We start from the raw sequence: 15,290 nt of genomic DNA on the forward strand, positions 1-15,290 counted from the left end.
TTCAATGCGCCATCAGGCCCACGGACCGGACCGGCCCCCGGCGCGGCAGCGCCCTCTCAAGCCATACCGCGAATGCCGGCAGCACCGTCATGGCCATCACCATGTTCACCATGAACATGAAGGCCAGGAGCTTGCCCATGTCCGACTGGAACTTCAGCGACGAGAAGCTCCACGTCGCCACGCCGATGGCCAGCGTGATCGCCGTAAAAATGGTCGCTGCCCCGACCTCAAGGATGGAATGCTCCAGCGCCTTGACGATGCCTTGCCCGCTGGCCATGTGCAGCTGCAGCCGGTTGTAGATGTAGAACGCGTAGTCCACGCCAATCCCTACCGCGAGCACCATGACAGGCAACGTGGCAACGGTCAGGCCGATCTGCAGCTCCTTCATGAACCAGTAGCCGATGAAGGTACTGATCGCCAAAGGCAGGCAGCACACCAGCACGGCCCGCACATCCCGGTAAACCAGCAGGATCAGTCCGATGATGGCTGCGTAGACGTACAGCATCATGGGCAGTTCGCTGTGTTCGATCTCCTCGTTGACTGCGGCCAGGACGCCGGCGTTGCCCGACGCGAGGCGAATCGCGACGCCTGGCAGCTGTTCGCGCTGGCGGAACGCCTTGACTGCCGAAACCACGCCTTCGATGGTGGTGGCCTTGTGGTCCGAGAGGAACAGATGCACGGCCGTCATGCTGCAGTCCTTGCGCATGAGCCCTGGACTGCGCGCGATCTCCACGGCCAGCGCTGCGTAGTTGCCGCCGTCGATGGGGACCGCCCCCATCTTCGGGTTGCCTTCGTTGTAGCCTTCGTTGTACTGGCGCAGCGCCGACGAGAATGAGTTGATCGACAGCACGCCCGGCACACCTTGCATTGCCCAGACGAAACGGTCCTGGTACTGGCCGACAGCGACGTTGTCGCACGACTGCGGAGGCGCCTCGAAAATCACGCTCATCCAGTCCAGTCCCAGGTCGTATCCAGATGCGATCGCCAATGCATCGCGGTTGAACCGGGACTCGGGACGCAATTCGGGGGCGCCTGCTTCGAGCGTACCGACGACACGGTCGCGGCTGTTCCAGACTGCGGCCCCCAGCACCACAGCTGCAATGGCCAGCACCACGACCGCATGGCGCGGAACGGCTACTTGCGCCAGCAGGCGCAACCAACGCTGCCGGCGTACCGTCAACTGCTCGACGCGAAGCGCATAGGCCTGATCGACCTGCATCAGCGAGGCTGCCACGGGCAGCATCACCAGGTTGGTCACGATCTTGAATGCCACGCCCAGCGCAGCGGTGATGGCCAGCTCGCGAACCATGGGGATCGGGATCATCAGCAGCGTGATGAAGGTGACAAAGGCCGTCACCAGGGCCAGCGTCCCGGGGATCAACAAACCCGTGAAGGCCGAGCGGGCTGCTTCGTCGCAGCTCTTGCCATGGGCCACTTCACGCACGATGTGGTTGATCTGCTGCACGCCGTGCGACACCCCGATCGCGAACACCAGGAAAGGGACGAGCACACCCAGGGGATCGAGGCCATAGCCCAGAATCCGCAGGGCCCCGAACTGCCATACCAGCGAGGAGAGCGAACAGACGATGGGCAGCAGGGTCAGCCGCCATGAGCGGCAGTAGCCATACACCGCCAGTGCAGTGAGCAGCAGCGCCACACCGCAGAACAGCAGAACCGCAGAGGCACCATCGGCAATGTCGCCGATCTGTTTGGCAAAGCCGATGATCTGGATCTCGAAGGCGTCGTCTTCAAATTTCGCACGCAAGACGCGCTCGAGCTCATGGTTGAATTCGACATAGTCCATGTGCCGGCCCTGGGCATCGACTTCGGACAGATCGGCCGTCACCATGGCACTGGACTGGTCGCGTGAGACCAGGGTTCCCACGAAGCCTCCCTGGGCCGTCGAACGCGCGATGGCCTGGATGGTTGGCTCGTCCAGCCGGTCGGGCGTCACGTCCCCTGGCACCAGGGGGTCGGCGCGGAAGCCCTCTTCCGTGATCTCGTTGACAAAGGCGTTTGGCGTCCACAGGGACTGCACGCTAGCGCGCTCGACGTAGGGCATGAACGTCACCGCCTGCGTCACGTCATACAGGCGCTGCAGTGCCGCCGGGCTCCATATGTTCCCCTTGCGGACCTTGACCGCGATGATCAGTCGGTTGGCGCCGAGCAGGTCGTTGCGGTAGTCGTTGAAGGTCCGCACATACTCGTGCCCGATCGGCAATTGCTTTTCGAAGCCCGCATCCATCCGCAGCTGGCTGGCGAACCAGCCCATGCCTACCGTCAGCAAGGCAAGCACACCCAGCACCGCTACGCGCCGCTGAAACAACCAGCTTTCCAAACGCTTCAGCAGGCCGCGTTTGGAATTTCGCTCGGCAAAAGTCACGTTCGGCTCCCCATCAGAAATTTCGAGTCAGCACGGCGCCGACGAAGGCGCGGTCGCGCAAGGGCTGATCGAAAGGCGAGGAGCCGCCCCAGAAGCGTGCATAGTTGACGGCGAACTGCCATTTCGCGGGGTTTTGGATGAACGTCACGATCAGGTTCATCTGTTGGGCCCCCTTCATGAACATCGCCGACGCGTTCGGCGTGCGGCCCGTCAGTGCCCGCGAGTAGTAGATCTCCGGGATGACCTGCCAGCCTGGGATGAGGGTTCCGTCGTAAGTCACGCTAAAGTCGAGCGCGATACCCGCCGAGGTACGCGTTCCGCCGGTGAGCGGCGCCGCCGTGGGATCGGTTTCCTGGCCCCATCCCCAATAGCCGGCGGACACGGGATCCCCGCCATAGGATCGCCGCATGCCGGGGTAGTGCACCACGACGGTCTCGACCATCAGGTTCGCCGCCTGGGCGCGGATCAGCTTCAGAAAATCCGGCGTATTGGCGGGCGAGAAGGCATAGACCCCGGTCAGATGCCACTGAAAGCGCTTCTCATCCACCCAGCAGCGGCCGTCACGGTCAGCGCAGCCAGCCAAGGGGCTCAGGGCCACGGCATCCCGGGGCCGATACGACAGCTCGGTGCCCACGGCCCAATCGCCCACGGGGAAATTCGCGCTGATGCCGTACAGCCTGCGGTTCTCCGGATACACCCAGGACGGTGCGAAGGTCGCTTGATCAATCTTCAGCGCGGGCAGTTTGTCGTGGTAGTTCAGGGCATAGAGACCCAGGTTTAGCTCCGACCCCGGCGGCTGCCAGCGCAGCGACGCCCCCCATTGGCCACCATTGCGAGCCTTGCTGCCTGCGTATCCGAAGTCTTCCATCCCCTTGCCCAGGGAATTCGTCGAAGACCAGTAGCTCCCCACCGGAGGGAGATAGCTCTTGTTCCAGCCGAATTGCGCATAGGTTTCCAGATTAAGCCCGTGCCCCAATCCAGTCGCGAAGCTGGCCATGGGTGCCGGCAGCACGGCTTCCTTCAACTGCACGCCAGGCTGTGCCAGGCGCATGTAGTCCAAAGCGTTGGTGGCGTTGATACCACCAGGGAAAAAGAGACTCTCTCCCCAGTTGATTACCTGGTTGCCGACACGGACGCGCGCCTGCCGCTCGCCGATGGCAAAGGACTTGCTCACCCAGAGATCCAGCAAGCGGGCCTTGAAACGCAGATCCTCGCTTGCACTGCCGGTGAGGCCACCCATGCCGGGCGGCGTGGTCGCGCTGAGCACGCCTGTCGTATGTGTCGCGGAGAAATCACGCACCCAGTTGGCCCGCGCCATCACCGTGACATCCTCCGGGAACTTCAACAGCAGTTCGTGGCTGCCTTTAAGGTAGGTGGTGAAGGCATCGCCCCTGCCATAGTTCAGGTTGCCTTGATCGCCGATCCCGGATGTGGGCGAGAGGCAGCCCGAAGGCGCGCCGTTGCCCGTGGCCCCGGCAACGACCAATCCACAGGCCGACGACTGGGCGCGCACTCCCGTGCCCAGTGAAATGGAAGAATCGAAAGACCCCCTCAGACCTTCGGTCTCGAAATTGATAGCGTAGGCCCTGTGGCCGGTACCGGCGGCCATCAGGCCCACCAGAGCCGCCAGTCTCCAGTTGTGATGCATCGCAGTTCTCCTCGTTGCGCGGCGTGTTGTCGCCTGCTCAGCGTTCGCTGATGGCACGGAGGTTGTCCGAGGTGTAGAAGTCGCGCTTCAGGCGCGGGTTGCCCGCAGCCTCGGTGTAGTACTGGATGTCACTGCCTGCCCCAAGCGAGGTGTAGTCCAGGAAGTAGCGCTGGTCCGCCAGGTTGTATTGGGAGTACGCCGCGACGTCGCATGTGCCTGTCTCGTAGACAGGCATCGCGTAGCCCTCGCGCACCTTCCAGACCTTGCCCTGCGCATCCTGGTCCACCGCCAGCAATGGCACCCAGCTGTCCTCGTCGAGGTAGAACGTGCGCTTGGGTGCCAGATGGCGCACACCTTGCTTGACGGTGGCCTCCACGATCCAGACGCGATGTGTCTCATAGCGACGAACGGCCGGCGCAGGCGCATCGCGCAGCAGCACGTCGTCCGCCTTGGCCGTGAAGTCGAAGATGCCCAGGGCGTTGTAGGGGACGATCAGTTCCTTCTTGCCGACGAGCTTCCAGTCGAAGCGGTCCATCGGTCCGCTGTATACGTACGACTCGTCGACCGTGACCTGGTTGTCCATGCCGATCTGGGGCGAGTCATAGGAATAGGTGGGCATGCGCCGCACGCGGCGCTGGCCGGGGAAGTAGTAGTGCGCCTCCTGGGGCTTGCCTGCGATGGTGGTCACCACCGCGGCCTGCCCGGCAAGCGCCGCCGGTGCGTTGTAGGCGAAGTAGACCGCCGCCTCCATGCGGTCCACCTTCGAAAACAGCGTGCTGCCTTTGACGCCCCAGGGGACGAACACCGTGATGTCGTTTGCCGCCTTGATCCATTCGTCGCTGCCCTTGCGTGGAGAGACGATGGTCTGGGAATTGCGCATGCCCGACGCCAGCCCGCGGTAGCGCAGCTTCATATTCCACATGGCCTCCGCGCCATTGCCCGGCATCGGAAAAGGGAATCCCGGAACATGGGCCTCTTCCAAGGAAACCCCGTCGCTCGCCATCCTGGCGAAGCCGACGTTCTTCCTGGTGTTCTCCGCCACAAAGTCCGGCGTGCCACAGGTCCTTCGGCTGGGGTACACGTCCATGCGGAAGCCCTTTGTGGACTTGATCAGTTCGACCTGGCCCGGCGCCAGCTTGTCGGCGTACTTGTCAACGTTGCCCGCATCAATGGCATACAGGGGCTTGTCGTCTTTGTACTTGAAGAATTCGATGCGCCGCTTGCCGAATGTCCAGCCTGCCCCCTGAGGCTCCGGCTGAGACCAGACCGGCACAGCACCGTCGGCAGAGGCGCTTTTTTCAGCGCCCGAGGGCGACAGGGTTGTGCCCAACTTGCCGGCATCGTCCGCGTAGGCAAACGACATCGACATGGCCGCGGCAATGGCAACCGCGCGGTGACAGTTCATGGGGTTCATGCTGAGGGTCCTTTCGAGCAGGGATGAAACGCAGGGCTGCGCTGTTGCGTCAGTTCGTTGAATCGCGAAGCGGGGCCTCGCCAATGACACTTCGTTGTGCGCCCCACCGGTGGGCCGCCAGCATCGAGACGATGGCCAGCACGGCGAAGATCGCGGAGATGTCGTACGCCACACCGAAGGCGGAAGAGGAGTCGATCAGCCCTCCTCCCACCAGCGATCCGACCGCAGAACCGATGCCGACGCAGGCAGGGATCAGCGCGATATGCCGGCCCACAGGGTCGAACCCCGGCAGCATTGCGTACTGCGCCACCCCGCTAGCCATCCAGGCGCCGGTGAACGCCGTTGCACCGACGGCAAACGTCCATGGGGTCAAAGGTGTGGCCAGCAGCAGCGCACCCGCCGCGCAGACGCTCAGAAGTACCGTCCCTGACGACAAGGCCCAGCCGCGACGAAGCAGTGCCGGCATGCACAGGCAGACCAGTACGGTGGGCACGGCAGACGCGCCAATGGCTTTGTGAACCTGGTCTGGCGCAAGACCCGAAGCAAGGCCCACGGCTTCCAGAAAGGTCCATGCCAGGCCGGCGCAGGCCGACACCAGAAAGATGGATGCAAGCACCAGCCACGCGGCGCCGGCGTTCACTGCGGGAAGCTCGCCATCTGGCGACTCCCCGACCACCCTGCATCCATCCATGAAGAAGAACAGCACGAACAAAGAGACGCCCGCCGTCGCCGCGCAGTAGATGAGCGAAGCGCCGATCGAACCCAGCCCCGGCACGATGACCGAGGTCAACAAGGTCATGCCGAGATACTGGCAAACCACCATCAGCGGCAGCAAGGTGTCGGCGCGCGGGTTCAACGACACGTAGCGAATGGCCGTGCCGAAGACGATGCCGCCGCCAATGCCTGCGAATACCCGCTCGCAGCAGGCGAGCCAGAACGCGGGGTCGCCATACATCGCCGCATTGCCCGCAAGCTGCATCAGCAAGCCGCAGGCCAAGGTGAAGCGCGCCGTTCGGCTGTGGATCACGTAGACGAGCAGCAGGGAGCCGATGGCATTGCCGACCACCTCGGCCATGGCGATCACGCCCTGTTGCGTCGCCGTGTAGTGCCAGTCCGCGGCCATCTGGACGACAAAGGCGGGCATACCTCCAAAAAACACATAACCCGCACATGCCAGCCAGAGCAACGCAGCGGCAAAAAGCTTGGGGAATCGTTCGCGTACCGTCATCATGGCTCGCCTCCTCGATCTGTGCGGTTCAGGGCTTCGACTTGCCGGCATCGAGGTACCCGGCCCAGGCACGGTCGAGCACATACGCATGCAACGCGTTGACCTCTTCGATCGTGATGTCCTGGAATACCGGCATGCCCTGCTCTTTGCGCAGGCCGCCGATGACGATGCCGGCGAACAGTCCGTGCGTTTCAGCCGAACTGAATCTCAGGTCTTTCACGTTGCCGTTGGCGCTGCCAGCTTCATGGCCGTGGCAGTACACGCACCCCTTGCCCTCCCACAGAATTGCCCCGGCGTGGATTTGCGCCTTGTTCGCAGGCCGCGGAAGAGGAGGTTCGGGAACCACTTGGGGTTCAGCCTTGACAAGCGTCGCGGTCCCTCCCAGCTTGAATGCCAGAAGGCGGGAAGGCGATGCACGGGTTTGTGCAGTCGATGCGACGCGCGTCAGGATCTGTCCGATGGACGCCGCGCCGCCGTTACCGATCGGCATGAGGACAATCTGTTCGCCATCTTGCGAGACAGTCGTGGGCGCTGCCATGCCCACACCTCCCGTGTCGAACGACCACAGACGCTTGCCGGTGTCTGCCGCAAAGGCCTCGAACTTGCCGTCGCCCGTTCCTTGGAACACCAGATTGCCCGCCGTGGTCAGCGTGCCGCCGCTGTACGGGATGTCGCGCCGAACCCGCCAACGGGCCTTCTGGGCAACAGGATCCCAGGCAATCAGCTCGCCATAAGGACGGTATTTCGCATTCGCGGCCTCGTAGCCGAAATAATCGTGCGTGACCAGACCTCCGATCATGTCCGGCTTCATTTCCGCCAGGGATGGCACCACGGCAGCGCCGAGATAGACCAGTCCGGTCTGCTCGTTGTAGGCCATCGCATGCCAGTTGTGAGCCCCTGACGTCGAAGGAATGATCACGGCCTTGCCATCCTTCTTTTCCCAGTAGCGTGCCTCGGCCTTGAAGATCGGGCGCCCGGTCTTGGGATCGATGCCGCTTGCCCAGTTGACCGGGACGATGTTGTTGGCCGAGATGAACTTGCCCGTCTTCGCATCAAGCACATAGAAGAAGCCGTTCTTCGGGGCCGTCATCACCACGCGCCGCGAACTGCCACCGATGGGCAGTTCGGCCAGCATCAAAGGGGCATTGGGCGAATAGTTCCAGCCGTCGTTAGGCGTTTGCTTGTAGTGCCAGAGGTATTTGCCGGTGCTCGCGTCGAGCGCGACGACCGAGTTCGTGTAGAGCTCGTCGCCCGCCCCCTTGCCCCGCAGCGTGGGGATCCAGGGCGCCGGGCCATCGACGGCGATGTAGAGCTGATGGAGCTTGGCGTCGTAGGTCATGCCGTCCCAGACGCTGCCGCAGCCGTTGGTTTTGGAGTGCCAGTCCTTCCCCCAGGTCTTCACGGCCCTTTCGAGCTCGGGCGTCTTCTGCTTGCCCTTCGCCGGATCGTCCGGCACGGTGTAGAAGCGCCAGACCGGCTTGCCCGTTTTCTCGTCGAAAGCATCGACGTGGCCGCGGCCGATGCCGCTGTCGCCGCAAGCGTTGCCGACGAAAACCATGCCACCGCCTATGCGCGGCGCCATGGTCATGGCATACCAGCCCGTCTCCTGAGAGGCGTCGCAGGCCTCCACCGACCAGGCGAGCGCGCCCGACTTGCGGTTGATCGCATAAAGCCTGCAGTCCGCCGAGGCGTAGAAGACATGGTCGCCGCTAACCGCGACGCCCCGGTTCACGTTGTATGCCCAACGCGGAACACCCGTTTCGTCAGGCATCTTGACTGGGGCTTCGAACTTCCAGAGCAGCTTGCCCGTCTTCAGGTCGTTCGCGAACACCTGCGTGCGAGGTGCGCTCTGATAGACGACCCCATCGACCACCAGCGGATTGCCGACCATGCCGTCCTTCGTCGGCATCTCGGCCGACCAGGCCAGGCCAAGGTTCGCCACGTTCTTTTCGTTGATCGCTTGCAAGGGGCTGTTGTGCTGCATGTCCGCATTGCGGCCGAGCAGCGGCCAGTCCTGGCTCTCGGCGGCTGGAGCGCCCGCCGCTGCCAAGGCGCCAATCGCAGCCACCACGAATCGTGTTGCTGGGGTCACGTGAACTACTCCTGTGATGTGTGGTTGTACGGAGGTCTCAGTCATCGAACGCGCCATCTGCGCGTCCACTCACGCTCTCTTCGGCGCATCTGCGCAAGCAAAGTGAATAAATTATTGGTCACATGACCACATAAACAACATAGGGGAAATGCGGTTAGTGAAACTACCCCCCACAAGCGAACGGCAGGGAGCGTGGGCGTCCAGATTCATGCTGGTGCCGCTGCGGAAAAGTAGGTGGATGAGACGGCGCGCGCCCAAGCTTTTCCCGGGTCAGGGAGATCCCATCGAGAACAGCGCGGGGATCGACCCGGATCACCCACGGCAGGAAAAAATGGATCGACAGGTGGCTCCTCGCAGGCCTGCCTGTCCAAGCACGGTCAAGGTGAAATCACCGTTTTTCTCTCTCGAGAAGCTGTAACGAACACAGGTCAGGGAAACCCTTGCTGACAATTTCATGCGAGGCGAAGCTGACGTGCAAACGGGCGTCTCCATCGATCCGAGCCGCCTCGGCCGTTGGAGAAAACGTGCCGACAAGGAAGACGCGGCGGCCCTTCCCGCTGATGGGTGGGACGTCCGTTGTGCCCGGCACCGGAGCAGGTCCACCACATGCCTCAAGGGGGTGTGGCCACCCTTGACAGCGCGGTGCGATGTATCCCATCATTTCAGAAGATTGGTCATATGACCAATCAAATTAATCAATACCAGCCGGCACAAAGGAGACGCTTCATGACCCCGACAATCAGCGCATTGCGCACCGCCACGACCTCGACGCCCATCGCCGAGATCCTCCGGATCCTCAAGGAAGACGGCGGCGTCATCATCAAGAACTTCCTTACCCAGTCACAGATCGACAGCTTCAATGCCGAGATCCAGGGACCGATGGACGCCCTCGCGCCGGGATCGACGCACGAAATCGAGTTGATTGCCGAGTTTCACGGCGCAAACACCAAGCGCCTGACAAATCTGGTCACGCACAGCAAGACCTTCCGCGAGGAAATCCTCGACCGCGACCTGGTGCACAACCTGCTCGATGCGATCTTCCTCGAGGAATCGGGCTCGTACTGGATGACCACCGCGCAGGTGATCGAGATCGGCCCTGGCAACAAGGCCCAGATGCTGCACCGCGACCTCGAGAACTGGTATCCGTTCATCGGCATGGGCCCCAAGGGCCCCGAGGCCGCCATGAATTTCATGATCGCCTTCACCGACTACACAGAGAAGAACGGCGCCACCCGCGTCATCCCCGGCAGCAACCACTGGGAAAATTTCGAAGATCGCGGTACGCCGGAGCAGACCATCCCGGCCGAAATGAATGCAGGAGATGTCCTCCTGTTCAGCGGCAAAACCGCCCATGGCGGTGGCGCCAACCTGACCACCGACCAGTACCGCCGAGGCGTTGCCTTCGCCTTCAACCCAGGCTTTCTCACCGGCGAAGAGGCCTACCCCTTCCTGGTCAGCATGGACATCGTTCGGCAGTTGTCGCCGCGCGTCCAGCGCCTGCTCGGGTTCCGCTCGCAGTACCCTATCGGATCGCCCGGCCTCTGGCAGGTCAACTACAGCGAACTGGGCGACCACCTCAAGCTCTGACACAGGACAAACATCACTTGCACGCTTCTTGACGCCCCGCTTGCCAGGCGTGTCGGCGGGGTTCGCCACGAGCACAAACTGAAGCCAACTCTGCTCGGCAAAAAGCGCTCGTTTCATGCCCCGCATGCAGACCATGCGGGGCTTGAAACCTTAAATCAGACAGGAGGTGGGCGCTATCGAAGCGTCTCCATAATCACCAGAGATCCGACAGACTTCAATCCATGCCATGACAAAACCCAAAAACGAAAACGCCCCGTCCGCTGCCTCCGAAACAGGCGCGCCGGGCGTGCGAGCCGTACAGTCCGAACGTAGGCGTGCGGATATCCTGAAGGCGTCGAAAGAGGTCCTGGCACAAGGCTATGCAGATTTCTCGTTGCGCAAAGTGGCTTCAGCAGCAGGCGTTCGGCTCAACACCGTTCAGCATCATTTCGGCGATCTGGAATCGCTCATTCTTGCAACGATCACTTCCTCGACCGAGGAATTCATGCGGTACTCCAGGCAGTTGGCAGAAGGCCAGTACGAGTCCCCAACAGATGACCTGAAAGTTTTCCTCGACGACGCCTGGACATTTGTTCGCGACGTCAACGTGCGAAACCTCTACTTCGAAGTGTGGGCGATGGGCCGCCACCGTCCCATCGTTGCGGACTGGCTCAAGCAAATCTACGCGGAATACATCCAGGCTTTGGCCCCGATCCTGCGCAGAATCAACCCGAACTTGACGGAGGCCGAAGCGCACACGACAGCCACGCTGATCTCCTGCTTGACGGAAGGTGCGATTGTGATGGCCCACTGGAGTAACCAGGACGCAGCCTCTTTAGGCCTCCTGGGAGTTCGCTTGAAGGCTGCGTGCCTGGCACTTGCAGAAACCGCGAATGGGAGCAGCGGGAAGCTCACTTAGGTTCTGACTGCCTGTCATCGCTGCCTGGACTGCCCTCGCTCTGCTAGAAAGGCTACAACCTCAAGTCAAGGTGCTTGGATGCGCACTTTTTCATGTTATTGAAGAATGGCTAGGCAACGGCATTGCCCCTGCAGCTGTCGCGCCGGCTCATGCTCCGCTCAAGGTTACGGGCGACTCAGAGGCGCTTAAAGACGTCGCTTTCACAAGGGCCGCCCTGGTCCCAAGAGGGCAAGAAGTGCGGCCGAGGTTTGCGTCACCAGACCGCCATCAACAAGGCCTCGAGCGCCAGCTCTCTGCCCAGCGCTGCCTTCATAGACCGGCCCACGATCTTGCGAATGTAGAGGACCAGCACAACGGCCAGGTACAGCCAGCAGACAGACAGGAAAGCTGCTTTCATTTTGTTGGTATTTATGTTGGTACTTTTTTTCTAAACTGATTTTTCCCTAGAAACAATCGATCAATTCGAGCCCCTCCGGGGGCCATCCTGGCATCCCAAGAAATCCCAATAGATCCAAAGAAGTCCAAGAGCCCGCGCTGGTCTCGGGCTTCAGGTACATCCAGCTTAGGACGTCGTCCATCGGCCAGCGATGAAGATGGAGTTCCAGGTGGTAGCCAGTCAGGCAGGCAGGATTGCTGCCGCGCATTGCCAAGCTGGAAAGGCTGTGGCTGCGGGAGATGCGTTGATGGTGCTCGAAGCGTTACAACCGGCCGGCTCCTGAAGTCCTGTGCGGCATTCAAGGAGACCGACCTTTTTCAGCTCAGCGCGGTGTGCTGGCTGGGCGATGGGGAGTATCAGGTGGGTTCGCGTCGCCAGCTACGCCTTCAGAAGCGGTGATGCAACGTGATCTCCGCACGCCGCCCCTCGCCCACCAGCCACTGCGTCGTGGTGTAGTAGGCCGTGGAGAAATAGTGCTTGTCCAGAACGTTGAACCCGCGCAGCGTCAGCGTGGTATCTGCAGTGGCCTTCCATTGCAGTGCCATATCGAAGGTGGTGTACGCCCCCAGCTTCAAGGTATTGGCGTTGTCGGCATAGCGTTTGCCGACATGGCGCAGCCCTCCTGACAGTGTCCAGTTCGAAGCGAGGTTCCAGCCCACCCAGACATTGGCGACACGTTCAGGCACGTCGGTGGGCACGTTGCCATTGCGGGACACGGTGACGCCGCCAACCGACTCGCTGAAGTCGTCGTACCGCGCCTTGAGCAAGGCCACGTTGGCATCCAGCCGGACCGTCTTGGCGACCTGCATCGACAGGGTGCTCTCCATGCCTTTGGATGACCGCTGCCCCACCTGGATGCGCAGCGCGGGGTTGGCAGGGTCACGCGTGAGCAGATTGTTCTTGGTGATGGAGTACATCGCCAGCGTCCAGTCGCCCTTGCCTTCCCAGAACGATTGCTTGAGGCCGATTTCGAACTGCCGCCCTGTGGACACGTCGAAAGCGGCGTTGGCGGCAGACAGCATCAGCAGGCCGCTCACCGGATCCGCCGCCTTGGATGCCTGGGCATACAGTGACAGGCCGGGGTGGAGTTGGTAGACCGTTCCCAAGCGCCACCCCGCATTGGAGTAGCTGCGCTTGAAGGCCTGCGTACCAGCCACCAGGTCCTGGCGCGAGAGATTTGTATGGTCAAACCGCGCACCTGCCACCAATGACCAGCGGTCCGTCATCTCCAGGCGGTCCTCGGCGAACAGCGCATATTGCTCGGCCTTGTTGCGATAGCGGGGAATGAAGGGAATGGAGCTGGTGTATTGACCGGGATCGGGGTTGTAGGGGTCCACCGAACCGGAGCTGCCCACATAGGTGTTGTTGGAGTGCTGGAAAGCCGCGCGGTTGACATCGAAGCCCAGGGACACCTGGTTCTTGCGACCGAAGAGACTGCCGCTGAAGGTCGCATCCGTGGTGTTGCCGGTCTGCGTCTGGTCATGGGCGATCTCGGTGTTTCCGGATCGGTCGATCAGGCCGGTGGAGGCGTTGTACAGGTAGGTCTCGGCGTTGCGCCAGTAGCGGTCGCTGGCTATGTGATAGAGCTTGCTGCGCACGATCACGTTGCTGGAGGGCGTCCATTGCGCCGCCAGTTCGGTCCAGCGGTCCTTGTACTGGATGCGGCTGTCGGCCACGTTGTAGTTGCGTTCGCGCACCGCCGGATCCTGAACTCCATTGATCAACGGCGTGCCGAAGTAGCGCATGGGCTTTTGCCTGCCCAGTGCGTGGGACAGTTGCACGCTGAAGTCCTGCACCGGATCCCATCGCAAGGCTGCGGAGAGGGTGCGGCTGCTGGAATCACCCCGGTCAACCCATCCGTCGGAGCGGTCGCCACTGGCATCCAGACGGTAGGACCAGTGCTCATTGATTGCGCCGCCGCTGCCAAAGGCCAGGCCGCGTTTTCCGTCGGTGCCCACCGTGGCCTGGACCTCGTTGCGTATCGGACTGCGCGTGGGCTTCTTGGGAATCACATTGATGACCCCGCCAATGGCGCCATCGCCATAGATCACGGAAGCCGGTCCACGCAGCACTTCGATGCGGTCTACGGACCAGGTGTCGAAGGGAAAACTCACGCCCACACCGCCATATTGGCGAGTGCCGTCATACAAGCGCATGACCGATGTGGTGTCGGTGAAGCCCCGTGCCGACAGCGAACTGCCGCTGTTGCCCGGATGCCCCAGGCTGGTGATACCCGTGGAGCGGGTGATTGCATCGACCAGCGAAGTGTCGCCCCTGGCCTGCAGTTGCTCGCGCGTGATCACTTCGACACTGGCGGGCGTATCGCGTGCGCTGAGATCCAGTCGGCTGCCGGTGGCCAGCGGGCGCTCCAGGGCGCTGTCGCCGGATGAGCGCACGGTAATGGTGTCCAGGGTTGTGGAGGCCTGTCCCCAGCTTGCCGAGCAAGCGAACGCCATGGGGAGCAACACCACGGCCCGGGTCTGGCGAGAACGTTGCAAAAAGGTGGATGAAGAAGTGTGAACGATGCCTTCGGGCATCGCGGGGCCAATGGAACGGGTCATGAGCGATTTGCGTGCAAGTGAGACCTGCCGTGCCCCACAAGGCCCGGCGGCGAAGGTGAGGCAGGCATCGGGGCCCGCCGCACAAGGCTTACACGCGCGCCGGCGGACCTCTGGGCGGAAGCGGTGCCCCCACCAGCGCGGCAATGCGCGCCGACTCCACGGGCTGCACCGCCAATCCCAACGGCTGCGGCTGTTCAAACTCCGGCGAAGGGTGAAACAAGGGAGGCGTGACCACCAGGCACAAAGGACAGTCGAGCGAGTGATGCGTGCCGGCACTCGCCTGTCCTTCGTCATCCAGCACGACGACCTGCATGCTGCCATTGCCCGTGCAAACCACTTCCAGGGAGCGCGGATGCACGATGGGCGACGCCACGGCCATCGCCAATGCCAGCATGAACCACGCCAAAGCAAGGCGGGGCAGCATCAGGCAATTGCGCAAGGTTTGCATGCGTACGCATTATGGGGGGCCATCGCCTGTTGAGCGAGGCAGCTGCCTGGCAAGCTGTTGTGAGTTCCCTGCAAAACTGCCTTGCCATCCGTCGCCTTCAAGCGGCGGCGAGCGCCTTGATCAAGATCAACCGGACCGGATCTGCATCCGCCATTGCGCAAGAAGGTTGCTGTCGGTCCGATATCGCCGCCATAATCGCGGGCTATGCACACCCTTCGCACATCGTCATTCTGGAAGCGCCTCGCCCTGGCGTGGTTCCTGCTGACGCTGGGTGTTGCGGGCGCTTCGCCCTTCGTGAACCCCAAGACCATGGAGCTCATCTGCTCCAGCGGCGGAGCCATCACCATGGTGGTTCTTGACGACGAGGGCCAGGCCCAGGCGCCAGGTCAGCACACGCTCGACTGCTCGATGTGCCTGGCCCCTGCATTGCCTCTGCCTCCCGTCAGCCTGGCGGTGGCACAACCCCATCCTCTGGCGGCAGCCCTGCATCCGTTTGCAGCGGCCCATATCGCAGCCCTGGTCGGCGCGCCGCTTCCGCCCCGCGGGCCTCCCGCACAGGCCTGATTCCCTCGCATCGATAGCGCGGCTGCCTTGG

12 protein-coding genes are annotated in these 15,290 nt (G+C 62.4%); 4 read left to right on the plus strand and 8 right to left on the minus strand.

What is annotated here, in order from left to right; translation table 11 throughout:
* Position 1: 1 nt before the first annotated feature.
* The 5 genes from HFGMBDPB_RS18470 to HFGMBDPB_RS18490 are packed head-to-tail and all read right to left on the minus strand — an operon-like array spanning position 2 to position 8,765.
* Positions 2-2,383 (minus strand): efflux RND transporter permease subunit, encoded by a 2,382-nt coding sequence (locus tag HFGMBDPB_RS18470; RefSeq protein WP_016452456.1) that lies wholly within the window; start codon positions 2,381-2,383, stop codon positions 2-4.
* Between the two features lie 13 nt (positions 2,384-2,396).
* Positions 2,397-4,031: a DUF1302 domain-containing protein gene (locus HFGMBDPB_RS18475; RefSeq protein WP_126312318.1), complete on the minus strand. Its 1,635-nt coding sequence runs from the start codon at positions 4,029-4,031 to the stop codon at positions 2,397-2,399.
* Positions 4,032-4,068: 37 nt separating this feature from the next.
* Complete coding sequence (locus HFGMBDPB_RS18480; RefSeq protein WP_212645984.1) at positions 4,069-5,445, minus strand: DUF1329 domain-containing protein; 1,377 nt, start codon at positions 5,443-5,445, stop codon at positions 4,069-4,071.
* Positions 5,446-5,494: 49 nt separating this feature from the next.
* Positions 5,495-6,676 carry a YbfB/YjiJ family MFS transporter gene (locus HFGMBDPB_RS18485; protein ID WP_126312319.1) on the minus strand — a complete coding sequence of 394 codons (1,182 nt, stop codon included), beginning with the start codon at positions 6,674-6,676 and terminating at the stop codon, positions 5,495-5,497.
* Between the two features lie 25 nt (positions 6,677-6,701).
* The gene (locus HFGMBDPB_RS18490) at positions 6,702-8,765 is read right to left on the minus strand and encodes an outer membrane protein assembly factor BamB family protein (RefSeq protein ID WP_046240220.1); all 2,064 of its coding nucleotides are present in this window, start codon (positions 8,763-8,765) and stop codon (positions 6,702-6,704) included.
* Between the two features lie 726 nt (positions 8,766-9,491).
* On the opposite strand from HFGMBDPB_RS18490, the gene HFGMBDPB_RS18495 reads away from it, so the two are divergent.
* On the plus strand, positions 9,492-10,352 hold the full coding sequence (locus tag HFGMBDPB_RS18495; protein WP_016445427.1) for a phytanoyl-CoA dioxygenase family protein: 861 nt from the start codon (positions 9,492-9,494) through the stop codon (positions 10,350-10,352).
* Positions 10,353-10,578: 226 nt separating this feature from the next.
* Positions 10,579-11,250 carry a TetR/AcrR family transcriptional regulator gene (locus tag HFGMBDPB_RS18500; RefSeq protein WP_080649903.1) on the plus strand — a complete coding sequence of 224 codons (672 nt, stop codon included), beginning with the start codon at positions 10,579-10,581 and terminating at the stop codon, positions 11,248-11,250.
* Between the two features lie 253 nt (positions 11,251-11,503).
* On the opposite strand, the gene HFGMBDPB_RS18505 is transcribed toward HFGMBDPB_RS18500, so the two are convergent.
* Positions 11,504-11,647, minus strand: coding sequence for a hypothetical protein (locus tag HFGMBDPB_RS18505; protein WP_193615983.1), 144 nt, complete (start codon positions 11,645-11,647; stop codon positions 11,504-11,506).
* Positions 11,648-11,843: 196 nt separating this feature from the next.
* Here HFGMBDPB_RS18505 and HFGMBDPB_RS30080 point away from each other — a divergent pair, with 196 nt between their 5' ends.
* A complete protein-coding gene (locus HFGMBDPB_RS30080; protein ID WP_392451640.1) occupies positions 11,844-11,969 on the plus strand; it encodes a biotin/lipoyl attachment domain-containing protein in 126 nt (41 codons plus the stop codon).
* A gap of 103 nt (positions 11,970-12,072) precedes the next feature.
* On the opposite strand, the gene HFGMBDPB_RS18515 is transcribed toward HFGMBDPB_RS30080, so the two are convergent.
* Positions 12,073-14,247, minus strand: a complete 2,175-nt coding sequence (locus HFGMBDPB_RS18515; protein WP_212645985.1) for a TonB-dependent receptor — start codon at positions 14,245-14,247, stop codon at positions 12,073-12,075.
* An 88-nt stretch (positions 14,248-14,335) separates the two neighbouring features.
* Positions 14,336-14,695: a DUF2946 family protein gene (locus tag HFGMBDPB_RS18520; protein ID WP_133074043.1), complete on the minus strand. Its 360-nt coding sequence runs from the start codon at positions 14,693-14,695 to the stop codon at positions 14,336-14,338.
* A gap of 204 nt (positions 14,696-14,899) precedes the next feature.
* Between HFGMBDPB_RS18520 and HFGMBDPB_RS18525 the strand changes: the two genes are divergently transcribed.
* Positions 14,900-15,259 carry a DUF2946 domain-containing protein gene (locus HFGMBDPB_RS18525; RefSeq protein ID WP_088165237.1) on the plus strand — a complete coding sequence of 120 codons (360 nt, stop codon included), beginning with the start codon at positions 14,900-14,902 and terminating at the stop codon, positions 15,257-15,259.
* Positions 15,260-15,290 lie beyond the last annotated feature (31 nt).

The organism is Delftia sp. PE138, assembly GCF_018320755.1.
Taxonomy (GTDB): domain Bacteria; phylum Pseudomonadota; class Gammaproteobacteria; order Burkholderiales; family Burkholderiaceae_C; genus Comamonas; species Comamonas tsuruhatensis.